Source organism: Vibrio owensii CAIM 1854 = LMG 25443 (genome assembly GCF_000817815.1).
In the GTDB taxonomy this organism is placed as follows: Bacteria; Pseudomonadota; Gammaproteobacteria; order Enterobacterales; family Vibrionaceae; genus Vibrio; species Vibrio owensii.
The window spans coordinates 1-23,251 of record NZ_JPRD01000010.1; the positions used below are offsets into that span (position 1 = coordinate 1).

Below are 23,251 nucleotides of genomic sequence, written 5' to 3' on the forward strand. Positions count from 1 at the left end.
CGCTTCTCGCTTCTCGCTTCGCTACAGCCACAAGCTACTGATGGGTTGCTCTTCACTGTAGTGGTGGGCAATTTGCGCTTGAAGTAATTCAGCGGTGGCAATGGCATCCGTTAACGCATGGTGTGGCGTGTAATCCGGGAGGCCATAACGACGTCGTGATTGTGCTAAACGTAAGGATTTCGGCTTATTACCCTTTAGCTTATTCCACAAACCACCAGATGTTCTTTGTTGAATGTCTTCTTCAATTTGCAGCGTATCCAAAACAGGGAACTCAATGCCTTCGCCGATACGAGTGCGCAACGCTTGAGCGAGAAACTCTCTTTCAATACGGCGGTAATGCACTACGACAATCTTTCCCGCCAAGCTTTCAAGTAATGGCCCGAGAATCTCACCCAAATCCGGAGCGTCAATCAATTCACTGTGAGTAATACCGTGAATGATGACCGATTCCTCATCGAGTTTTTCTTGTGGGCGTACTTTCCAGTGCTTCGCTTGGCGCAAGAAAATTCGGTTGAGATTAAAAGGCACCAAACCAATGGTGATGATGCCATTTTTCTGCGGATTTAAGCCCGTGGTTTCGAAATCGAGTGCCACGAATTCCACTTGGGACAGCGGGGTTTCTGGCGCGGGTAACGCCTTGCCATAAAAGGCAATTAACCGATCATCTTTCGCTTGCTCCAACTTGTGTTGAAACTTGGTATGCCATTGAATGGTCGGCTTTTGAAACAACTTTTTTATCATTCCACGCCTCACTTAAACTTGTTGCTGGCCTGATAACGGAACTTAAGGAAGTTCTGACCATTGCTGAGGATCTGGAACGCATCTTTTAGGTTACGGCGTTCGAAGTCCGACAGATTTTCAGGTTCAATGTTGTTATCTGGTTCAATACCCAATTCGACATCAATCGCTTGGTGACGGATACGTACCATAGAGATGAACTCCATCGCGTCTTTCAAATCCTGAGCACGGCCTTTCGGCAAAATGCCTGCATCAATGATGTCATCGAGTCGTTCAAATGAGTTCTGAGCGCGTGACCCCACCGCCAGCGAGTGAACACGAATCAAGTCCACAAGAGGAGCTGTGCCACGACGTTTTAAGTTGATTGAATTTTTGTGTTGGCCATCTTTTTCCATCACAAAGTCTTTAAAGAAGCCCAGTGGTGGGGTTCGGTTCAACGCGTTACGAGCCAAGCACGCGAGGAAGCGGTTGTTCTTACGCGCGCGTCGAACAATGAAGCTCGTTAATTGTTCTGCCCATTTTAAGCGCCCATAAACGCCATCCAAATCGAAGAAGATAGACGCATTGAGCAAGGCTTTTGGATTCGGATCGTCAATCCAATCGGCGAAGCACGCTTCCCACTCTGAACGTGTCATGCGCCACTCTGGGTTGGTCGCCATGATGTCACCGGTACAATATTTGTAGCCACACACGTTCAAACCATCACTAACGTATTGCGCGAGTGCTTCGAAGTATTTCCCGTGTTTTTCCTCTTGATAGGTATCGTCGAGAATGATGGCGTTGTCTTGGTCTGTGACCAATAGCTGCTCATCACGGCCCATAGAACCAAGGGCTAGGAAACAATAAGGGATTGGCGGTGGGCCCAATTCTTCTTCTGTCATTTCGAGTAGGCGTTGCTTGAAGCTTCGGCCAATGACTGACATCGCGCTGCCAACCATGTGAGAGTTGGCGTCTTCGTTAACCAGACGAACAAAACTGCTTTTCACTTCGTCAGCGACAATGGCTAAATCTTCGATGGTTTGTTGTTGGAAGATGCTACTTACTAACAACAACGAGTTTTGCGATTCGTAACGAACAATGTCGGTCGCTTCGATGATGCCAATAGGCATTTGATCTTTTACAACTGGCAAGTGGTGAACGTTGTAACGAAGCATGGTCAGCATCGCTTCATAAACGTAAGCGTTGTGATCGAGTGAGATAACCTCGGTCGTCATGACCGTTGATACTTCATCGAGAGGCGACAAACCTTCTGCCAAGACCCGGGTACATAAATCGCGGTCAGTGATAATACCGACGACAGGGGATTGTGGATCGTCTTCATCGAGCACAAAATCAGGGTCAACGATCAGCAGTGATGACACATTATCTTGCGCCATTAATTGTGCGGCTTCTTGAATCGTTTGGCCACGCTCGATGGTTGGCGCGTCACGTGTCAGGAGTGTTTTTACTTTCGAGGTCGTTAGATCGTTCGCGTCGTTGTTCTCTGAAACTGCTTGGCGCAAACGAGCACTGTTTTCTACTTCAACAAAATCTGCGAATGAATCGAAGTTATCGTACAGTTCTTGGAAGATATCTTGAGGAATGCAGTAGAGCAGGGAGTCTTCAATCGCTTTTACAGGGAAGCGAACTTTGTTGTTGGTAAGAAGACCCATCTGACCAAAAAGGTCGCCTTCGTCGAGCCGGTTATACAGTTCACCTTTACGTCGATAGACTTCAACCACACCGCTACGAACCATGTAAAGATCGTGGATCTGATCGCCGAAATGAATGATAGGAGTGTCTTGACGGTAGTAAGAGATTTCGATGTTCTCTGTCACTTTGGTGAGCGTTTCTTCCGGAAGCTCGTTGAATGGGGGATACTTGGCGAGAAAGTTATATATCTCGAGAAGTTCTGCTTCCATTAAGGTGCCTTTTGGTTTGCAAGTGATAGGGTAATCTTAACTTAGTTTTAAAACAGAATCTTATCGGATCACTGTTTTTCGTGCGCAATGATAAGATTCAGACAAGTCGCACGGCAAATCCTAATTAATTCGGCTACGCTGTCATCAAGATGCCGAATTAAATCAATACAATGGCGTTTATAGAAGAGTTTTGGATGACACTCATGGAAGGAAGTAGAATGGTAAGACTATTACTCGCTGCACCTCTTGTAGCATTACCAATAATGAGCGTTGCCTCAGAAGCAGAACAAGCAGAAAAATTTGGTTACGAGCATATCAATTTAGATGTCGGTGCCGGAACCACAAATGAAGAATGGCTGGATAATTCCAACGCCACGACGCTAGGGTTGGGTGGCAATTATTTGGTTCGTGATAACTGGCTGCTCAATGTGGATTATTCCGCACAATTTTTCCACCCAGACGATTTCACTTTGCGCATTGACCGTTTAATGTTTGGTGGTGGTTATCGTTATGGCATCAATGAGCAGGTTGATGTGTATGGTATTTACGGCCTTGGTGCGATTAAAGCGAAAGCAACGGATGATAACACAGACCGCACCATTTCATCTGACAGTGAGTTTATTCAAGGTGTCACCATCGGTGCGAATTATCTATTCAGCGAGAAGCTAATGGCTACGGCGGAAGTACATTTAAACCGCAGCGATATTGTTGACGAGAACAACTACAAAATTGGCTTCAACTACCAGTGGCATCATGTTATCGGTACTGGACTTTACTACCAATTCCGCGATACGGATTATGAAGGCCAACCTTCTGATCATATCAATGAAGTAGGCATTAGCTTCAAGTTTATTTACTAGTAGCAGAAGATAAAAACATCGCGATTTCTATCGCGGTGTTTTAAACAAAACAGCAGAAACTAAAAAGGTCAGCAATTGCTGACCTTTTCTCTTTTTAAGCGGTTTTCGCTAGAGGACGATTATAGAACCGCAGCGATACCTTTACATAGAGGACCCATGTTTGACTTCGTCATGCCTGCTACGCTGATACGGCCAGAGCCAACAATGTAGATTGCAAACTCTTCCTTCAGACGGTTCACCTGTTCTTTAGATAGACCAGAGAACGAGAACATACCGTTTTGGCGCTCGATGAAGCTGAAGTCCGCGTCTACACCTTCTGCTTTCAGAGTTGCAACGAACAGCTCACGCATCTCTTGGATACGGTCACGCATTTCTGCTACTTCAGCTTCCCATTCTGCGCGCAATTCTGCATCGCCAAGAATGTGAGTCACAACTGCACTGCCGTGCGCTGGTGGGTTAGAGTAGATAGAGCGGATGATCGCTTTCACTTGCGAGAATGCAGTTGTCGCTACTTCTTCTGATTCGGCAACTAGAGTGAACGCACCTACACGCTCATTGTAAAGACCGAAGTTCTTAGAGAAAGAGCTCGCTACAAGGATTTCTTTGTTGTATTTCGCGAAAATACGAAGGCCAGCTGCGTCTTCTTCTACGCCTTTCGCGAAGCCTTGGTATGCAAAGTCAAATAGAGGAAGCAGTTTCTTGTCTGCTACTAGCTTAGCCAGTGTTTCCCACTCTTCTGGCGTTGGATCGATACCAGTAGGGTTGTGGCAGCAGCCGTGCAGAAGAACAACATCGCCTTCTGATGCAGCTTGCAGATCTGTCAGCATCGCATCAAAGTCTTTGTCTTTTGTTTCAGCGTTGTAGTAGCTGTATTGCGCGGTTTCAATGCCAGCAGCAGTGAACACGCCGTTGTGGTTTGCCCAAGTTGGGTTGCTGATCCAGATCTTCACTTCGCCAAGTTGACGCTTGATGAATTCGCCAGCAACGCGCAGAGCGCCTGTACCACCTGGTGCTTGTGCTGTTTTAGCACGCTTACCAGCAACGATTTCAGCATCTGCGCCGAAAAGCAGTTTTTGCACTGCTAGACCGTATTCTGCTGTACCTTCGATTGTTAGGTAAGATTTGGTTTTTTCAGTTTCAATCAGTGCGGCTTCGGCTTTTTTAACAGTCGCAAGAACAGGGGTTTCGCCTTGTTCGTTCTTGTAAATACCAACGCCTAGGTTAATTTTTTCAGCGCGAGCAGCTTTTTTAAACTCTTCAGTGAGTCCAAGAATAGGGTCGGCCGGAGCGGCAACTACTTTTTCAAACATAATCTTCATCCATGTTAATCGAAGGGGTCTGCTGACATTTATACCTTTCAGCAATATTCGTTACAACAGTTAGTGAAAAGAAAACTTAAAAAAGTTTTGATTTGAAACAGAAATCTAACATAACCAATGCTTTTGACATAAAAACCCCTCTTAAGATGCGTTATAAGAGGGGGGATAAGTAACTAAGCGGCTATGTTTTGTTCATCTTGATATTGATGAGCGATTTGTTGAAATTGTGTTTCGACAGCAAGAAAAGCATCGACGATTTGAGGGTCGAAATGTTTGCCACGGCCTTCCAGAATGATCGCTTTCGCCTTGTCATGACTGAACGCTGGCTTGTAAACGCGTTTTGAAATCAGCGCGTCGTAGACATCTGCCAACGCCATGAGTCGACCAGATAGTGGGATTGCTTCTCCCGAAAGTTGGTTCGGATAACCGCTTCCATCCCACTTTTCGTGGTGTGTTAGCGCGATCTCTTTCGCAACTCGCAAAAATGAGCTACTTCCTAGCTGTTTTTCTGCAATTGACAACGCTTCGGCACCAATTTCAGCATGACCCTTCATGATCTCAAATTCTTCACCGGTCAATTTCCCCGGTTTGAGTAAGACGTTATCAGGCACGCCGACTTTACCCACGTCGTGAAGTGGAGCCGATTTATACAACAGTTCAATGTAATTGGGAGTCAGTAACATACGATGTTGTTCAAACTGGCTTAAGTGCTCTGCCAGCACTTTGACGTATTCCTGCGTTCGCATAATATGCGCGCCAGTTTCGTTATCGCGAGATTCTGCCAAGGCGGATAGGCTGACAATGGCAACGTCACGCGTCGTTTTCACCTCGTCTTGCGAAACTTGCAAGCTGTCTAGCATTTGGTTGGTGAGACAGGCCATTGAGCCAAGCTCATCATGTTGGAATATAGGAAGGCGTTGAGTCACCTTGCCTTGAGTGACTTCCAATAATGCTTGTTCTTGACTAAACAAAATCTTCCGCATTAAGCGAGTCCAAAGAATCATTATCGCGATCACATATCCACCAACGACAAGAGCTATGTAAACCAGCTCCTTAATGAAACTAATTTTCCCTAATCCATTGGCGATTTGTTCCGGATTCTGTTCTAGCCAATAAATGTCTTTTACAGCGACCATGGTCAAAATCGCCGTTAAGGTAATCAGCAAAGCGATCATCATTCCGATCATCTGTTTGACCATAGATTGACGTTGCCCTGAGAGGACAAAATCGAATTGGTTTTGCTGGCGCAAGTCATTAAATTGAGACAACTTGCTTTGCAGTTGGAGGATAGAACCTGTCAGGAAGCCAAACAGCCCCATGCCAAACAAGACCTTTACATTACTATCGAACGTAAAGTCATACTGAAGGTTGTAATAAGCCGCGAAAGGGATGCTAACCGCAGTAAATAAAATCGTATCTAGCTTAGCTTGGCGGTTTTGTGCAATTAACGGGTGTGTTGCGAGAATAAAGTGGCGCACTAAATAGATGAAAGTAAACACCACGGCGCAGTGCAAAATGACTTCGTAAACGCTGAGCGTACTGAGCATTGGACATACGCGTCCGCCATAGGTGCCAAAAAAGAATGCAGCGGCCAAATAAAGTTGCAATGTAAGCGGTGCGTTGTAGTTAGTATTCGCCATGATTAACCTTTCTAGGAACATCCTCAACATCATTATTTTCACTCTTGGTTGCGCTTCTAGAGAGGAATTTGGTTATGTTATCGATGCTGTTGATTGATCTGTCACTTGTAAAATCAAAGACCTGCGATTCTAGCGATAGATTTCATTAAGCGCTATATGGAGAGGGAAAGGGAAACGGGGTGTATCTTTAACTTGAAAGTAAAACCGCAATTAGACGCTGCCTAAAAGGGGCTTCATTGATCTGAACAGGCCGGCGAAGAGATGATTGCATGAATATCGAGATTTCTAGGTTTTATAAGGTCTGATGATGTATTCGTGTAATTTATTTAATGTTTTATTCAAATCATTCTTCTGTATGTATTTGTTCTTTCGATGTTGCGTTTACCTCGAAAAATCCGAAAGGTTAAAAAGTACCTCGAAGAGACATTTCTTTCCTCAAAAGCTCGTTGTTGATGACGAAGTTTCGGTAGAAAACAAAAATCGGAGCCAGTGCTCCGATTTTTATGTGTGCAATCTATGTCGACTTAAGGCATGTACATGTCATTAAGCTTTGACACTTCTTTGTGCTTTCTGCGTTTGATGAAGTAGTTAGAAACCACACCGAACATCAACACCAGACCACAGAAGCCGTACACTTGCATGATAGTTGGATCGCTTGAGACAAAACCGAAGTCTGAAAACATCACGTAAGCGCCCAATACCATGTAGATGATGACCGCTGATGCTTCAAAGCGGAATGACCATGGCGTCACATCGATATTCTCATTCACTGGCATTACGTAGTCGGTATCACGCGGCATGAAGTGACCAATCGCAAACATCAACGCAGTACACACGACGAATAGAATCGCCAATTGGTGTAGGAAGTGAATTGGTGTACCAAAGACCAATTGCATCGCAGCGTAAGAGCTAACAAACACGACCAAAGCAACTTTAGCGGCAATAGCTGGAACACGTTTTGAAATGTAGCCCACAAACACGATAGTGAAGATAGGCACACTAAAGAAGCCAGCAACCATTTGTAGGTATTGGAACAAGCCTTCTGGTGCGTACATGATGAAAGGGGCAATACAGACTGAAATGATCGCAATGATAACGCCGAAGATACGACCTTTCCCGACTAACTCCTCATCCGATTTGTCTTTGCCAAATAATGGTTTGTAAACGTTCAAAGCAAACAAGGTGGTTGAGCTGTTCAATACGCCGTTAAAGGTACTCAAGATAGCGCCGAACATGACTGCAACAAAGAAACCAACAAGCGGCTTAGGCAATACTTCGTTCACCAAGCGTGTGTACATCGTATCTGGGTTGCCCGCATCTGCTCCAAACATATGGAACGCAATGATGCCCGGAATGATTAGAAACAGTGGAGAGATAACTTTAATCGCACCCGCGAGAATCACACCTTTCTGACCTTCTTTCAGGTTTTTCGCGCCAAGTGCTCGTTGGATAATTGATTGGTCAGTACCCCAGTAGTACAAGTTGACCAGCAATAGACCTGTGAATAGGGTAGAGAACGGCAGTGGGTCGGTCTCTTTACCTACGGATTGCAGCTTTTCTGGGGCGGCCGTCAGCAATACGTCTAAACCTTCCATAAAGTTACCGCCGCCTAATGCCATCAGACCAAATACAGGGATCATCAAACCGCCGGTGATCAAGCCTACGCCGTTGATCGTGTCTGCAATTACCACGGCTTTTAGACCGCCGTAAATCGCGTAGAAGAAACCCAGCAAACCAATAGTGGCAGAAATAAGGGCGATAGAGCTGAACTCAGAAATACCCAGCAAACCTTGCACATCAAAGATTTCGCCCAGTACCACCGCGCCAGCGTAAAGAGTGGTAGGAAGAATGTTGATGACGTATTGGCACAAGAACAACAGGGTAACGAACTTCTTCACCGACATGTCGTAACGGCTTTCTAAGAAGTCAGGAATAGTGGTGATACCTTGCTTAAGGTAGCGTGGGACAAGCAGCAGCGCAATGATAACCAGTGTAACGCCAGATGCCACTTCCCAGCCCATCACACTCATGTTGTGGGTGTAAGATTGCGCGCTCATACCAACAAAGCTGGTGGCACTCAGGTTGGTTAGAATCAAGGAGCTGGCAATCAGACCGCCTGTTAAGCTTCGTCCACCAAGGAAGAAGCCGTCTTGAGAGGTGTTTTTATCGTTTTTAACTTTGCTGTAAGTGAACACCACAACAAAGCCTGTAAACAGCAAGAACGAAAGTAATACTGTAATAGACATTTTGTTTCCTTAACAAGTTAAGCAATTAAGTTTTGCTTGTTAGTTGCAGGGTGTCCCTCTAGCGCGTATAGGAGTGTTTTATCAGGAACAACGCGAAGTTGAAACCCGGTCGCTAGAGGGTACAGGTAGAGGTTTAAATTTTCTTAAGGTGAACAATGAGCGCCGATTCTGGGTCGAGAATCGGAAGCGTCCCCCCAATTTCCTTTAAGTTATCGCCACTTAACGTCAGGGTTTTGTCTAGCCATTGCGGACGTTGCTTCATCAACTGGAAGCTGGTTTTTGGCATTTCAACAATCTTGACTTCGTAACGGGCATTTTCATCCGCACAGCTAACGCGAAGTGGAGATGGCAGCGCATGATTTGGCATTGCTAACTGACACACCGTAATCAGCATCTCTTGTCCGTTCTCAACGCCATAGATGTTCTGGTTTTGATCGGCAGGGTCGATGCGGAAAGTACGTCCCGAATGAAGCAAATCGCGATACTGTTTGTGCAGTTGAATGTAATGAGCAAACGCTTGCTTTTCTTCCGCGCTTTCTTTTACTGGATCGAGCTCCACACCCATGTGACCACTTAACGCTGTCACACCACGCATGTTGATCGCATGACGACGATTGGTTGAGTGACACTCTGCAGGACCAATGTGAGCGCCCATGACTTCAGGTGGGAAGAAGTAGCTCATACCACGCTGAATCGCTTGACGTTCCAGCGCATCGTTACAATCAGAAGCCCAGAAACGGTGAGTGCGTTTAAGGATTTCAAAATCAATACGACCACCACCCGAAGAGCAAGACTCAATTTCAACCGCAGGGTGTGTTGCTTGAAGCTCGTCCAGCAAGCGGTAAAGCGCTTTCGTTTGACCATGTACAGCAGGTTTACCTTGATGCCCCGGTTGAACCAATTCACGGTTCATGTCCCATTTCAGGTAGCCGATGTTGTAACGAGTCAGTAAGTCATTCAAACGTTCAAACAGGTAGTTGAAGCAATCTTGGTTTTGCAAATCCAAGACGTATTGCCAGCGACCGGAGGGCTGGTGGTAGCCTTGCAGACTTAATACCCAATCTGGGTGTTGGCGATATAGATTTGAGTCTTGGCTGACCATCTCTGGCTCAACCCAAAGACCAAACTCCATGCCTTTGTTGTTTACGTGCTTGATGACAGGCTCAAGACCATTTGGGTACTTTGTTTCATCCAAGTACCAGTCACCGAGTGCAGCGCGTTCGCCATCACGACCTATGAACCAACCATCATCAATGATGAAGCGCTCGACACCCATCTCGGCAGCTTCGGTTGCCATCTGCATGATGTATTCAGGTTTGTGATCGAAGTAGATGCCTTCCCACGTGTTTAAGTGAACAGGGCGAGGTTTGTTGTTTGGAAATTGAATAATATTGGCACGAACAAACTCGTGGAATCGCTCTGATATTCCATTCAAACCCAAGTTACTGTATGTCGCGTAAAGCCATGGTGATTGGTAGGTTTCACCGCTTTGTAGACGTTTTTCACCAGACAGTAGCAGTTCACCAGCTTGAACAAAGCGACGACCGTCACTACGAACATCGGCACGCAGTTGGTGGTTACCACTCCAACCAAGATGGAAGCCCCAAACTTGCCCCAATTGTTCACTAAAGCCATTAGTGCCCGCGAACAAACCTGGGAAGTTTTCGTGAGAGGTGCGACCGCGACGGTTTTCTTGCATAAAGCCACCATGCTCAAAGCTTAAACGCTGAGTTTGAAACTCATGACACCAACGCCCGTGGAACGTCATCAGCTCGTTTGCATGGTTAGGAAGTGGCAGAGTAGAGGAGAGCTTACCCAAGCAATACTCACCAGCAGTCGTGTTTGTTACGGTGATGCGTTTTTGTACCACATCACTGTTAAAGTCCAGTTGTAGCTCAATCAATAATTCAAGACCAGCGATGTCATCTTGCAGAGTAAATGTCGCGCTGTTGTCATCGTGCTCAATGGATGTGGTTGTGAACACTGGCGCCCAGTCTTCGCCATTGCGATGCCCCTCAATCCCAGGCGCATTAAAGTGACCACTACCAAGCTCAGGACAGAGTGATAAGGGTACGTCGACATCAAGACGAGCCTGCGAGATCGGACGTTCGGTTGAGAGCATTAAATCGGGATCGATTTGAGCGATCTTTGCGCCCCAATGAAGGATTTCAGGAACACGATCCACTTTAATGATCATGCTGTGATTCTTGGATTTTAAGTGAACAATTTTTTGCATGTTGTTTCTCTGTTTTCGCAAACATTTAATTTGCAAATAATCATGCGCTCGTTTGGTTTTATTTCGATTAAATAGCCGTTTAAATGTGACTTTGAACAGGTTTTAGAACGCACTTTTGTGTGCTAGATCTGCTGTTTTCGGGAACATTTTTTCATGTTTTTTACGACATTGTTCACGAGAACATTCGGATGAATTTGGTAGAGTGAACAGTAAATCAGAATAGGAGAACGCAGTGGCAGTCACGTTTAAAGATGTTGCACGGTTAGCAGGTGTCTCGACGCAAACCGTATCGCGCGTAACCAACGGCGCGGATAACGTCGCAGAAGAAACACGAAAGCGAGTTAACGACGCAATCAAAAAGCTTGGATACGTGCCGAACAAAGGGGCACAAATGTTGAGCCGAGCGAAGTCGCGGATCATCGGTATTGTCTCTTTGGATATCTCACTGCACGGAGTGGCTCTTATTGCTAATGGCGTTCGCAACCAAGCGCACGAGATGGATTACGCGACGGCGCTGGCAGTGTTAGGTGACAACTCCATTGAGGAATTCCGTAGTGCAATCCGAGAGCTTATTGCCCAACAAGTTGACGCCATTATCATCAACGCCCCGGTAACCAGAGAGATGGCAGAGAATCTAGTGGAGCAGTTCAGTCAGCTCACGTTGGTTTTTATTGATGTTCCAGAGGGGACACCCGTCAACTCTCTCAGTTGTGATCATAAAGCTGGGGCAAATTTGGCTATCTCTCATTTGATTGAGCACAAGCGCGAATCCTTTGTGTGCATTTCTGGCCCCAAGGCATCCACCGCTTCTCAGATTCGTTACCAAGAGTGGCAATCACAGATTCAGCAACATGAACTGGTGCAAGCGGCGTACTATGAGGGGGATTGGCAAGCAGCCAGTGGCTATAACGCAGTTAAAGACGCCGTGTTAAAAGGTGTACCTTTTGATGCTGTATTGGTGGCGAATGATCAAATGGCGCTTGGCGTGTTATGCGCGCTTTCGGAGGCGGGTATTAATGTACCTAAAACCGTGTCTGTGGTTGGGTTCGATGGCATTCAAGACAGCCAGTTTTTCTCACCACCTCTGACGACGGTTAAGCAAGATTTTAATGAACTTGGACGAAGGGCGGTCAAACTTGTACTGAGCCAGATGGAGAAAGGGCAAGGCGTTGTGCCAGAAGTCTTGCCGGTCAGCTTGGTTGAACGGCAAAGCACATCAGCAAAGGCGGATACACTTTATGACAAGCAAGAAATACTGGCGCACTTAGAGAACATTCGCCGTTTGTTACCATAGTGGACTTTTTTGTCACTGAGCCAATCGTTGAAAGTTCAATGTTGGCTGGAGTGAAACTAGGCCAAAAATGATATCGGCAGACAGAAGAAAGCCCCGACATTGCGGGGCTCTATTTTTGTCTCTGATGTTAACAAGCGCAGAGCTTATTTCTTCAGATTCATTTCAGATTCGTGTGCATTGGTTTCGATGTCTGGGTTAGAAGACAGCTTACCTGTTGCCCAGTCATTCATGTGTTTAAGAATTGCTTTTAGGGCATGCTTTTCTGTTGGCGCTTCAGAGGCTTCTACTTCTAGTTTTTGCTTAGGGTGAGAACCTGTTGCGTCTTCAGCTACGTGCAGCCAATCTGGGTGCCAGTAATAAGGCTGACCTGACGAAGTGCTCCAAGAGTGAACACCGTTAGATTCGCCTTTGTATTGGATATCGTTTTCGTTGTATTTCGTCATTATTATCGTCTCTCATAGTCATGAGTTGAGGTGTGCGTCACCATTACACTATAAATGTAACAGATGTTATCGGAATTAATGTGACTGCTATCGATTTATCTTGCTGATAAATAATCCAATCCGCTGCACAGCTCTCATTCAGATAGATTTATTGATTCTTCATGGCAATAACCACCTGAAAAATAGGTACTTAATTTACCCTATTGCCCGTTCAGATGTTTGATGATCGCCGCTTTCGCATGTTCTTCTGTCGCGGTTTCACCCTCAGGTACCTCTAACTCAGCCTTAGGGTGAACACCCAGTGCGTCTTCTGCAATGTGAAGCCAGTCTGGATGCCAGTAGTAAGGGTTGTTGCCTTCTGGGTGATCCCAACTGTGAACGCCTTTATGTACACCTCGATAAGAGAGGTCATCCATCGTAAACATTTTCATCATTTCCTCCCGCAGAATTTCATGCCTTTGAAAGTATGGAACATAAATTCTCATTTCGTAACGGGAATTGATATCACTAAGATTGATTAATTACGTTTCGAGTTTGATAAGTGTGATGTCGTTATAAAGGCGCGAAGTATGCTAATGTGCGCTCGATAGTCAGGAATGAGGGAAGCATGAACCGATATCGCCAACTGGCTGAGTTGTTTAAATCTCAGATCCAAAAAAATACGTGGAGAGCAGGAGAAAAACTGCCCTCGGTGCGAATGACGAGTCGTAACCATTCGGTGAGCGCAGGAACAGTACTGCAAGCTTATCAATTGCTTGAAGCGCAAGGTTGGGTGGTCGCCAAACCTCAGTCTGGTTACTTCGTTACTGCAGAGTTGGATAGGCTAGAGCCAAAGAGCGCAGAAAAAACGTATATCGTGCCTCGGTTAATGATGAGCTTTATGATTTTTTGAAACATCAAGGGTCACCAGAGTCTATCAAGCTTGGTTCGGCTTTTCCTGATCCAGCCTTGTTTCCGTTGGAAGCGTTAAACCGTAACCTCGCCAGTTCTGGGAGAAAAATGGGGCCAGATACGCTGTTAGATAATCTTCCTCCAGGCAGTGAATCGCTACGCCGGCTGATTGCGCAGCGCTACATTCAACAAGGCCTGAACTTAACCCATGACGATATCGTGATTACTTCGGGTGCGTTAGAGGCACTGAACCTTAGCTTACAAGCAGTGACTCGTTCTGGAGATACGGTTGTGATTGAATCGCCGACCTTCTATGGGGCACGACAAGCGATTGAACGACTCGGTTTGAACGTAATCGAGATCACTGTTGATGCGCAGCATGGCCACTCGATAGAGCAACTAGAGTGGGCGTTTACCAATAGCGATGTGCGCGCTTGCTGGTTAATGACGAACTTTCATAATCCGACAGGTACTTCGCTTTCTGAACAGAACAAGCAGCGTATCGTCGAGCTTGCGAACCAGTATGATGTGTATCTGATCGAGGATGACGTCTACGCTGAGCTCTATTTCGCGGATAAAAAACCGGCATCACTGAAAAGCTTCGACACTCAAGAGCGAGTGCTCCACTGTGGTTCACTATCAAAAAGCCTCTGTCCCGGTTATCGCTTGGGGTGGGTGGTTAACAAACGCTTTAATGAACCGATTCAAAAACTGCAGTTAATGTCGACGCTTTCTGGCAGTGCGCCTATCCAACAGGGCGTGGCGCATTATCTTCAAAACGACAGTTACGATAATCATCTAAGAAAGTTACGTAGAACGTTGCAGCTGCGACAAGAGCGCTTCGTAGCCCTCATCAAAACGCACCTTCCTCAGACAGTGAATTATCACCTGCCTTTAGGTGGTTATTTCTTGTGGCTAGAACTGCCTCAAGAGGTGGACAGTAAACAACTTTATCAAACACTCTTGAAGGAGCAGGTGACCGTCGCTTATGGAAAATTGTTTTCTGTCGACGAGAAGCTTGAGCACTATTTGAGGTTGAATACTTCTTTTGCCGATAGCGAGCATTTAGAGAGTGCGATCAAAAAGTTAGGCAGTCTTGTGCGCGAAGCAACTGTTTAGTGTTTTTTGGTCAAACTGTATCAGCGCTTTTCCAACTAGCTGTGCTTCAATCATCACTAGAAATCTCTATACAAGGAGTGATGATGAAAAAGCAGTTGGTAAAACATGAGTTACGATTGATCGCAGTAGCGGTTTTTAGCGCTTTCTTGTTGGTGTTTGCTCACCTTATTTTAGCGAAATCTTTTTCTCATATGGCGTGGACGGAGTACACAGCCGCCGTTATTCCCTTTATTATGTTTGGCTTGTGCGTGTTAGGTGTTAAATACGCAGCTAACGCTGATAAAGATGATGAGAGTGAGCCTTAACGACTCATTACAAACAATAGGGAAGAGCGGAATGAAGAGAGTGTTATCACTTGCGCTGTGCCTTGCGGCACTTGGTGCTTCAGCAAACCAAAATAGTGAGCCCAAGTCAGTCACGTTGAACTACGACCAAACCCAGCTTGTTGCTGAGATTCAACCAGACAATCACTTTGAAGCACTAATTGACAATGAACAAGAACGCATCGACTTTTCTGGTTCTGTCGATAAGCTCCTTCCAGATTACACGCTGGAAGTGTCCGTGATACAAGCAAGTAAGCTTCAACGCTCTACCGCTCAGGTCAATACGAAAGTACTGATAAAGCAAGGTGAAAGACAATCGCCTTTGACCATCGGCAGTGTTAACGGCAAGAACGTGAGTGTGTCACTTAACTGAGTTACGTTCGCTAAAGACAAAATAAAAGACCTCCACATGGGAGGTCTTTTTAATTCTGTATCACTCAGTGGCGATTAGAAGTTCGCAGAGCGAGGAGTACGTGGGAATGGGATCACGTCACGAACGTTGCCCATACCTGTTACGTAAGATACTAGACGCTCGAAGCCTAGACCGAAGCCTGCGTGTGGCACTGTGCCGTAACGACGTAGGTCGCGGTACCAGCTCATGTGCTCAGGATCGATACCCACTTCACGCATACGTGCATCTAGGATGTCTAGACGCTCTTCACGTTGAGAACCACCGATGATTTCACCGATGCCTGGTGCTAGTACATCCATCGCTGCAACGGTTTTACCGTCATCGTTAGCACGCATGTAGAATGCTTTGATGTCTTTCGGGTAGTTCTTAACGATTACAGGCGCTTTGAAGTGTTCTTCAGCAAGGAAACGCTCGTGCTCAGAAGACATGTCGATACCCCATTCAACTGGGAATTCGAACTCACGACCTGAATCAAGAAGGATCTGGATTGCGTCAGTGTAGTCAACTTGCGCGAAGTCAGAAGAAACGAACTGCTCTAGGCGAGTGATCGCTTCTTTGTCGATGCGTTGAGCAAAGAACTCAAGGTCATCACGACACTCTGCAAGCACTGCTTTGAACACGAACTTCAACATGTCTTCAGCCAGTTTAGCTACGTCGTCTAGTTCTGCGAACGCTACTTCAGGCTCAACCATCCAGAATTCCGCTAGGTGGCGGCTCGTGTTTGAGTTTTCAGCACGGAAAGTAGGACCGAACGTGTAAACTTTGCTTAGTGCACAAGCGTAAGCTTCTGCGTTTAGCTGACCAGATACAGTTAGGAACGTTTCTTTACCGAAGAAATCTTCGTTGTAATCTACTTTGCCTTCTTCAGTGCGAGGTAGGTTTTCCATGTCTAGCGTAGATACGCGGAACATTTCACCAGCACCTTCAGCATCAGAAGCTGTGATCAGTGGCGCAGATACCCAGAAGTAACCTTGCTCGTGGTAGAAGCGGTGGATCGCTTGAGATAGACAGTTACGTACACGTGCTACTGCACCGATTACGTTTGTGCGCGGACGTAGGTGCGCTACTTCACGTAGGTACTCGATAGAGTGACGAGTTTTTGCCATTGGGTAAGTGTCAGCATCTTCAACCCAGCCTACAACTTTAACGTCTGTTGCTGCTAGTTCGAAGTCTTGACCTTTCGCAGGAGAGGCAACAATCTTACCAGTTACTTCAACAGAGCAGCCAGTAGTTAGCTTTAGTACTTCGTTGTCGTAATTATTAAGATTATTAGGGACCACGGCCTGAATCGGGTCGAAACAAGAGCCGTCATAAATGGCAAGGAAAGAGATTCCAGCTTTGGAATCACGACGTGAACGGATCCAGCCACGAACAGTTACTTCACTGTCTACTGCTAGCTGACCTTTCAAAACGTCTGATACAGGCGCGTAAGTCATGTTTTCAATATTCTCCATTGAGGTAAAAATTCAACTCAACACTTAAAAGTGCTTGTCTCTAAACAAAATTGTGCAAAAAACAAGCGAAGCGTTGAGTTGGATAGAATTTTTTTAGATTCATCGAAACATATTACCTGTCAAATCGTCAGCTTCAACCTTTATATTCATTTTGGAGGGGAGAATTTTCCTATTTATTCCTCCTTTGTTCTTCCGACAGGGTAAATTGGTTAAGTAATGACTCCAAACGCTCAGAAAGGTGCTCTAAGTCGACGCTGATCTCGCGAGTATGCGATGCGGATTGAGAGGTCTCGTTAGCGTGCAAGGTAATCGTATCGACTTTCGCTTGAATATGTTTACTCACACCAGAAGTGGTTTGAGTCTGCTGCTGAATGTTTTCGGCGTGCTTCAACACTTGATGCATTTCATCCACCACGTTTCTCATTGTTGCCGACAATGCTTCGACATCGAGAGAGCGTTGATGGGCAAACTCACACACACTACCGACCGAACTGAGAGACTCTTCGCTGCCTTGTTGGAATTGCGAAATGATGGTTTCGATATTGCTGGTCGCTTCCGCTGTACGGGAGGCAAGATTACGTACTTCATCAGCGACGACAGCAAAACCTCGGCCTTGGTCGCCTGCGCGAGCTGCTTCTATTGCGGCATTAAGAGCAAGTAGGTTGGTTTGCTCTGCAATGCCTTTGATCACGCCAAGAATAGAAGACACTTCTTCCGTTTGTTGATTTAACGTCGTTATCTTTTCACGCACTTTGTCGATGTCGGTGACTAAGCTCTTGATGTCTTCGCTGACATGATGCGCTTGGCCGGCGCTGCTCGTTGCGACATCGACGGTGTGATTGACTAACGTTGTGGCATCAATAGTCGCTTGCTCGACAACACTTTGTTGGTCAAGCATTCCTGTAATGTTGGTCTGGACTTCGTTGGTTTCGACTTGTTGATTATCGGCGGCTTCATCAGTGGATTGAGCAACATCGGTGAGCCTATTTGCTGAACCTGCGAGGGAATGTGAAGTCTCGCGAACCTGCTCGAGGCTTTCACAGACCGTATCCATAAAGGAGTTGATAGAATCGGAAAGTTGCCCAACTTCATCCTTTTGACTGTGTTCCATACGCTTAGAGAGATCTTTGCTGGCACTCACGTTAGACATAAATCGTGAGGTTTTCTGAATAGGGCGAACAATGATCTTGCGAATCAGCCCCATGGTGATCAAGAAACCGACAAACGCGATCACCGACATGATGCCCATTGCAAACATAGCTTGCTTGTTAATCAGCGAGTTGACGTGGTTCATATTGTACTCAAGACGAATTGCACCAAGTACTTCACCCTCAGGAGCGATATGGCAAGAAACACAGTTCGTACCACGGTAGTTTTCGCTCGACTTCATTGGTAATGCAACAACCAATCCTTTTCCCCAATCCGCACTGATTGGCTCAATCACTAACTCTCCGCTAAGTGCTCGTTGGTCTATATCATCAACAGGCTTTTGATTGGCATCACCAGGACCATAGAATTTAGAGACGGTATCAGCACGTAAGACGCGTACCTGCTCTATGCCTTCTTGGGCTAGGGCTTTTTGACGCAACGTTTCTTTCTGCGACATGGTGCCGGTTAGCATCATCATATTTAGGCTATCGAAGTAGTTGCTCGCCTTATCATGGAGCTGTTCACTAAGGACATTATTGATGAGCATTTTTTGTTGATAGTACTGGTAGCCCGTCGATACCGCGAGTACACAAGTGAATACTGCGATAAGAGCGAGTAGGAGCTTGAAGGTTATAGTTGAGCGCATATTTTTATAAGTGTATTTGGAACGAACGCCACAATATTAAGGGGTTAGCGAATTTTGAGCAATGAATAGCCCGAATGAATGTGACCCCAAACAGAGTAGGGTTATGTAAATGTGATGTAAGTAGTGTGTAATCAATTGTTTGGCGTGGTGCCAAAAATGCGACAGTGAAAAAAATGGGCTCAAATTGGGTCAGTAATTTGCGCCTTTAACCCATCGTTAACCCGAAATAGGTTAGGGTAGCGTCCGTTTTCACACGTTTATTTCAAACGCGCGTGTGAAGGCACGGGTAATCTAACCACCGGCCCTGCGTTAGATTCCTAAACCATCACTTTTCTGGCATTTTCCAGACTTTGGCAATCATCTCCTCATAGGTGATTGCCTTTTTTATTTTTGAGTATTTTGTGTGATGACATCCTCACTGACTGACTTTAACGATTGCGCTCGTAAGCTTTGTGGCAGCTATTGATAAAGGTTGTCATTAAAGGGTGAATTCCTTAGTATTGCGTGTCTTTTTAAAGCCTGAGAATCAAGATGAAAACAGAATTATACAAAGAGTTTATGTTCGAAGCGGCACACCACTTGCCACACGTACCAGAAGGTCACAAGTGTGGACGCTTACACGGGCACTCTTTCCTTGTTCGTCTTTATGTAGAAGGTGAAGTAGATCCGCATACAGGTTGGGTTGTTGATTTCGCAGAGATCAAAGCGGCATTCAAGCCAATTTACAACCGTCTAGACCACTACTACTTGAACGATATCGAAGGTCTAGAAAACCCGACTAGTGAAGTGCTAGCGAAGTGGATTTGGCAACAACTTAAGCCAAGCCTGCCTCTACTGAGCAAAGTAGAGATCAAAGAAACCTGTACAGCAGGTTGTATCTACAAGGGTGAGTAAGTTCCCTTTGCATTCCTATTAGAAAGGCAAGCCACGCGGCTTGCCTTTTCTTTATCTGATTATCTAGAACCGCTCTTTTTTAGCTAGGTTAAATGGCTAACCTAGGCCAAATGTCGACAGAGTAAGATGCGTTAGTAACCTATGCCGTTGCGAAGCGCGAACTGCACCAAATCCGCATGACTATCGAGTTCTAACATATCCAACAGTCGATACTTGTGTGATTCTATGGTTCGAGGGCTGAGGTTCAACTCGGTGGCAATTTCTTTTGCCGATAAGCCTTTCGCCAGCAAACCCAGCACATCGCATTGACGGTGACTCAACCTTAGCATTCGATGGTTTTCGTTATCCGTCTTCATATCTGGGCGATGCAAACTGCGGTGAAGCTTTGAGTGCTGCCAGAAGGATAACCACATATGGGAAATGAACGTCACTTGCTCCAAGTGCGTTTCGGTTAATCCACAGCGACCACTACCAAACAAAGTAAAAGACAGTCCGCCCCAACGTTGACCAAATTGAGTCAATGGAATCGTATAGTGGCAACATGCGCCTTGGGCAGAAAGCATACGTAAAACGACAACATCACTAGTGGCGAGCTTGTTTTTGTCGAAGATTTGAATCTCTTCAGAGTTGCCAATCAGGCGCAGGTAGCGCTCACCGTCTTCCACGCCGACTTGTTCAGCCGTCAGTATCTTGTGAGGTGCTCGCGCAACGGAAAGGGTCTTCCCTTGATTGAAGAAAAGCATGGAGTTCGGGAACATCGTCATGCGATCGATCTCAAACCAATCCATTGCTTCAAGCATGAATTGTTCGAGTTGGCTTTGACATTCATCTGCATGAGAAGTCGTCAAACTCTTCGCTTGACGCATCATGAGTGCTTCAAAACTGGTTCCTGTCGTTTTACCTATATCGCTGCCCATAAAAACTGGCTCATCTTATCGTTTTTTATAAATGCAGTAATTTTACTCTACATCCTGTTCATATCATTCTGCAGAATGGCTCCCGCATTAATTCGAAGTTTTTCGAATAACATACACTATATCCGTTTTATCTCAAGGAGAGAGTTCACGCACGTATGAGCAAAGAGCTCCAACTGCATGGATATCTTGGCTTTTTTTAAAATTATAGTTATTGGTGAATGGCGAGCAAGTCTCCGCCGCTTAATCATAGTCCGGAGAGGTTTTAATGAAAATGGTAAAACTGCGTTACCGCACAGGCTCACACAGTAGGTGGGTTGAAGTGGTGGTATCAACGTTTGTTGCTGAAGAATTAGCAAAAGAATACACAGGTTACGGCTGGCAAGCGGAAGTAATGGCAGTATGACTTAGTAAATAGGCAGGCTCATAAAGAACCTGCCTATTTTCATTTTAGGGGCAAATCAGCTTAATGCGTGGCGCAAGATCAGCGCTTTTCCACTCTCTTCGTAAATCGTTTTCTGGGTGTTTTCAAACCCCGCCGATTCAAACAGTTTAATACCGACTTTATTTTGGTTTGCGACCGTTGCGCACACCGAGTTGCTCTCCGCATCAATCGCGTAGCCATACATCATCAACTTTTGCAGTGTCGATGTACCAATTCCTTGTTGTTGGAATCGTTTGTCGATCATGATGTAACTCAGGCCCAATTCATGACGCTTCGCAAAAGGAGCGTGTTGAGCAAATGCTTTATCAATCACCAAGTACCCAACAGTTAAGTAGTCGTGGAAGATGGTATAAAAGACTTCTGATTTCGTCCTATTTTGGTAAGCCTGTTCAAATGGCTTAAAAAATCCTTTTTGATTTTCATGCACTTCCAATTGCATCAAGCTAGCAAAATCCTTTAGCTTGGCAGGTTTAATGGCGATCATGTTCTGAATCTATTCAGAGGCGGTAAACACAATACTGCCATTATAGTTGTGGATATTAAAAGTACGCAATCTGGTTATGTACAGATCTTGTCAATAAATTGAGGGAACTAGCGGCAAAGTGGATAGTAGAAACCTTGATGGATGTGGGCGCCCAATGTGGTGAGGAGATGCGCACATTCTGCAGTTTCAACCCCTTCTACGATAACCGTGCAGTGATAGGTATGACCCATGGCAATCAGCTGGCGTAGTGTCTCTACCTTTTTATCATCTTGCTTCAAGTTCATCACAAACAAACGGTCAATCTTAAGGTAGTTGGGCGTGATGTGGCTGATAAGCTCAACGTTGTTATTCCCAGTACCAAAATCGTCGATGCTGATCTTACAACCCATCTCTTTAAGCTTGTTGATGTTGTCGAAGATTTCTCGGGTGTAATACATTGAGGCATTCTCGGTGATTTCAATGGTCAGCAGTGAGCAATCGAGTTGGTTAAGCTGTCGATACAAACGGGTAAAGTTATGGCCTTCAAGCAGAGAAGGGCACACATTAATGCTCAATGGCGCAAGCAGCGATTTCGAGTCACCGAAGACGGTTTTAATCACCAGTAGCGTGTGGTTTATCAGCAATCCGTTCGCTATCAAACTCTCTATAAAACGTTGAGTGTTTTTAACTTTAAAACGGGACAACACCTCGTAATGGATATTCTGCCGGTTAGACGTATTGTGGATTGGCTCTAGCTTGAGATTGAATTCGCGGATTGCCCACATGTAAGTCAGCAGGGAGCGTAGCTTCTTATGCCTGATAGCGAACATTAGTATGAAGCTCAAAATCAAGATGCTCGTAATAGGGCCAGAGACGTAATAGATCTCTTTATAGCCATTGTCGTTGACGTTGTAGAGGAAGGATTGCCCACGAGTATCACCGATTTCTAACGCTGTACCGGTGTTAGTACACACTTTCATCCCGGATAAGAACATGCGAGACATGTGGCTCTCAATGTTATTCGACAGATTAATGTTCTTCACTCGAACAAGAACTTGAGCTCCATCGAAAATAAAAGAGTGTGTGGTGTAACTGTCGTTGTTTAACCAAGTCTCACGGTCTCGTTCGTTGACCGGAACCACAGCTTCTGGCGTGACTAAGCAGCGAATATTGTGCTTGTCTGTCATTAAAGCGGACTCAACCAATTGCACGTTATCGAATAAACCACGAAGCTGGTCTTCATGTTCAAAACAGCTGCGCTGAGCAAGGTCGTGGGCAAAGTCCATCGCGCCATCGAAATAGTTTTGTCTAACGATGGTACTGATGGTGTAAAAACACACGGCGACATAAAGCAGCATGGTAAACGTGATAAAAAACAGCAAATTGAAGTAGAGCGCTCGGCTTCGCAAACAAATGCCTATCGCCATTCTAACGCTGTGCAGTGCGTGTTTGTGGATTCTTGATTGTTGCAGTAGTCCATCTTTTTGCGTATGTTGGCTATCGTAAGGCACAAAATATCCCTTCCGGTGGATGTTTTCGATGAGAGACTTTTGCGTCTCGACGTGGTTCTTCGTCAGTTGTCTGAACTTCTTTCGTATCGACGCAACAGCGTTCTTAAATCCATTTTCCGGCAACATCAAGTGATGTTGCGATGACAACTTCTTTTCGATTTTCCTCTGACTGATAGGCGCGTTTAAGCTACCAAAAGCGGCAATGGTGCTGAGGATTAAATATTCAATTCTGTTGACGGGGATAGCGGAATGAATGGAGTTGTTGAGCTGTAATGAAAGTTCTTTTTCGGACAAGCAAACGCAGATTTGGTTTCCAAGTTCAAACCTAATCATGTGTTAAAGCGCTCCAGGAT

The 23,251-nt window shown here is 45.5% G+C and carries 19 protein-coding genes and 1 pseudogene; 7 read left to right on the forward strand and 13 right to left on the reverse strand.

The window, feature by feature from the left end; all coding sequences use genetic code 11:
- Window positions 1-21: 21 nt before the first annotated feature.
- Both H735_RS04885 and H735_RS04890 read right to left on the reverse strand, forming a co-directional pair.
- The gene (locus H735_RS04885; protein ID WP_020196947.1) at window positions 22-741 is read right to left on the reverse strand and encodes a 3'-5' exonuclease; all 720 of its coding nucleotides are present in this window, start codon (window positions 739-741) and stop codon (window positions 22-24) included.
- An 8-nt stretch (window positions 742-749) separates the two neighbouring features.
- A complete protein-coding gene (locus tag H735_RS04890; protein ID WP_020196946.1) occupies window positions 750-2,639 on the reverse strand; it encodes a DUF294 nucleotidyltransferase-like domain-containing protein in 1,890 nt (629 codons plus the stop codon).
- 218 nt (window positions 2,640-2,857) lie between these two features.
- Between H735_RS04890 and H735_RS04895 the strand changes: the two genes are divergently transcribed.
- Entirely contained in the window at window positions 2,858-3,499 is a 642-nt protein-coding gene (locus tag H735_RS04895) for an outer membrane beta-barrel protein (protein WP_020196945.1), read from the forward strand.
- 119 nt (window positions 3,500-3,618) lie between these two features.
- On the opposite strand, the gene H735_RS04900 is transcribed toward H735_RS04895, so the two are convergent.
- The 4 genes from H735_RS04900 to H735_RS04915 form a co-directional block, all read right to left on the reverse strand.
- On the reverse strand, window positions 3,619-4,809 hold the full coding sequence (locus H735_RS04900; RefSeq protein ID WP_020196944.1) for an amino acid aminotransferase: 1,191 nt from the start codon (window positions 4,807-4,809) through the stop codon (window positions 3,619-3,621).
- 182 nt (window positions 4,810-4,991) lie between these two features.
- The gene (locus H735_RS04905; protein WP_027726772.1) at window positions 4,992-6,458 is read right to left on the reverse strand and encodes an HD domain-containing phosphohydrolase; all 1,467 of its coding nucleotides are present in this window, start codon (window positions 6,456-6,458) and stop codon (window positions 4,992-4,994) included.
- Window positions 6,459-6,982: 524 nt separating this feature from the next.
- The gene (locus H735_RS04910) at window positions 6,983-8,704 is read right to left on the reverse strand and encodes a solute:sodium symporter family transporter (RefSeq protein WP_005438848.1); all 1,722 of its coding nucleotides are present in this window, start codon (window positions 8,702-8,704) and stop codon (window positions 6,983-6,985) included.
- A 133-nt stretch (window positions 8,705-8,837) separates the two neighbouring features.
- Window positions 8,838-10,940 (reverse strand): alpha-galactosidase, encoded by a 2,103-nt coding sequence (locus tag H735_RS04915; protein WP_020196942.1) that lies wholly within the window; start codon window positions 10,938-10,940, stop codon window positions 8,838-8,840.
- Window positions 10,941-11,172: 232 nt separating this feature from the next.
- Here H735_RS04915 and H735_RS04920 point away from each other — a divergent pair, with 232 nt between their 5' ends.
- Complete coding sequence (locus H735_RS04920; RefSeq protein WP_020196941.1) at window positions 11,173-12,234, forward strand: LacI family DNA-binding transcriptional regulator; 1,062 nt, start codon at window positions 11,173-11,175, stop codon at window positions 12,232-12,234.
- Between the two features lie 143 nt (window positions 12,235-12,377).
- On the opposite strand, the gene H735_RS04925 is transcribed toward H735_RS04920, so the two are convergent.
- The gene (locus H735_RS04925; RefSeq protein WP_005438842.1) at window positions 12,378-12,677 is read right to left on the reverse strand and encodes a hypothetical protein; all 300 of its coding nucleotides are present in this window, start codon (window positions 12,675-12,677) and stop codon (window positions 12,378-12,380) included.
- A gap of 200 nt (window positions 12,678-12,877) precedes the next feature.
- Entirely contained in the window at window positions 12,878-13,108 is a 231-nt protein-coding gene (locus tag H735_RS04930; RefSeq protein ID WP_020196940.1) for a hypothetical protein, read from the reverse strand.
- 176 nt (window positions 13,109-13,284) lie between these two features.
- Here H735_RS04930 and H735_RS04935 point away from each other — a divergent pair.
- The 3 genes and pseudogenes from H735_RS04935 to H735_RS04945 all read left to right on the forward strand — a co-directional run bounded on the left by H735_RS04935 (window position 13,285) and on the right by H735_RS04945 (window position 15,383).
- Window positions 13,285-14,687, forward strand: a pseudogene (locus H735_RS04935) (aminotransferase-like domain-containing protein).
- Window positions 14,688-14,770: 83 nt separating this feature from the next.
- Window positions 14,771-14,992 (forward strand): hypothetical protein, encoded by a 222-nt coding sequence (locus H735_RS04940; RefSeq protein ID WP_009706870.1) that lies wholly within the window; start codon window positions 14,771-14,773, stop codon window positions 14,990-14,992.
- Window positions 14,993-15,023: 31 nt separating this feature from the next.
- Complete coding sequence (locus tag H735_RS04945; protein ID WP_020196939.1) at window positions 15,024-15,383, forward strand: hypothetical protein; 360 nt, start codon at window positions 15,024-15,026, stop codon at window positions 15,381-15,383.
- A 74-nt stretch (window positions 15,384-15,457) separates the two neighbouring features.
- Here the strand turns inward: H735_RS04945 and asnS are convergent, their stop codons facing one another.
- Both asnS and H735_RS04955 read right to left on the reverse strand, forming a co-directional pair.
- Window positions 15,458-16,858 carry an asparagine--tRNA ligase gene (asnS, locus tag H735_RS04950; RefSeq protein WP_009706868.1) on the reverse strand — a complete coding sequence of 467 codons (1,401 nt, stop codon included), beginning with the start codon at window positions 16,856-16,858 and terminating at the stop codon, window positions 15,458-15,460.
- Window positions 16,859-17,045: 187 nt separating this feature from the next.
- Window positions 17,046-18,671, reverse strand: coding sequence for a methyl-accepting chemotaxis protein (locus H735_RS04955; RefSeq protein WP_020196938.1), 1,626 nt, complete (start codon window positions 18,669-18,671; stop codon window positions 17,046-17,048).
- 531 nt (window positions 18,672-19,202) lie between these two features.
- Between H735_RS04955 and queD the strand changes: the two genes are divergently transcribed.
- Complete coding sequence (gene queD / locus H735_RS04960; RefSeq protein ID WP_005376896.1) at window positions 19,203-19,565, forward strand: 6-carboxytetrahydropterin synthase QueD; 363 nt, start codon at window positions 19,203-19,205, stop codon at window positions 19,563-19,565.
- Between the two features lie 131 nt (window positions 19,566-19,696).
- Here queD and H735_RS04965 read toward each other — a convergent pair whose 3' ends face one another.
- A complete protein-coding gene (locus H735_RS04965) occupies window positions 19,697-20,482 on the reverse strand; it encodes a response regulator transcription factor (protein WP_020196937.1) in 786 nt (261 codons plus the stop codon).
- A 265-nt stretch (window positions 20,483-20,747) separates the two neighbouring features.
- Between H735_RS04965 and H735_RS31320 the strand changes: the two genes are divergently transcribed.
- Window positions 20,748-20,885, forward strand: coding sequence for a hypothetical protein (locus tag H735_RS31320; RefSeq protein WP_009706865.1), 138 nt, complete (start codon window positions 20,748-20,750; stop codon window positions 20,883-20,885).
- A gap of 55 nt (window positions 20,886-20,940) precedes the next feature.
- Here H735_RS31320 and H735_RS04970 read toward each other — a convergent pair whose 3' ends face one another.
- Together H735_RS04970 and tpdA are read right to left on the reverse strand one after the other, a co-directional pair.
- Window positions 20,941-21,408: a GNAT family N-acetyltransferase gene (locus H735_RS04970; RefSeq protein WP_009706864.1), complete on the reverse strand. Its 468-nt coding sequence runs from the start codon at window positions 21,406-21,408 to the stop codon at window positions 20,941-20,943.
- Window positions 21,409-21,515: 107 nt separating this feature from the next.
- Window positions 21,516-23,231, reverse strand: coding sequence for a cyclic di-GMP phosphodiesterase TpdA (tpdA, locus tag H735_RS04975; protein WP_027726771.1), 1,716 nt, complete (start codon window positions 23,229-23,231; stop codon window positions 21,516-21,518).
- Window positions 23,232-23,251 lie beyond the last annotated feature (20 nt).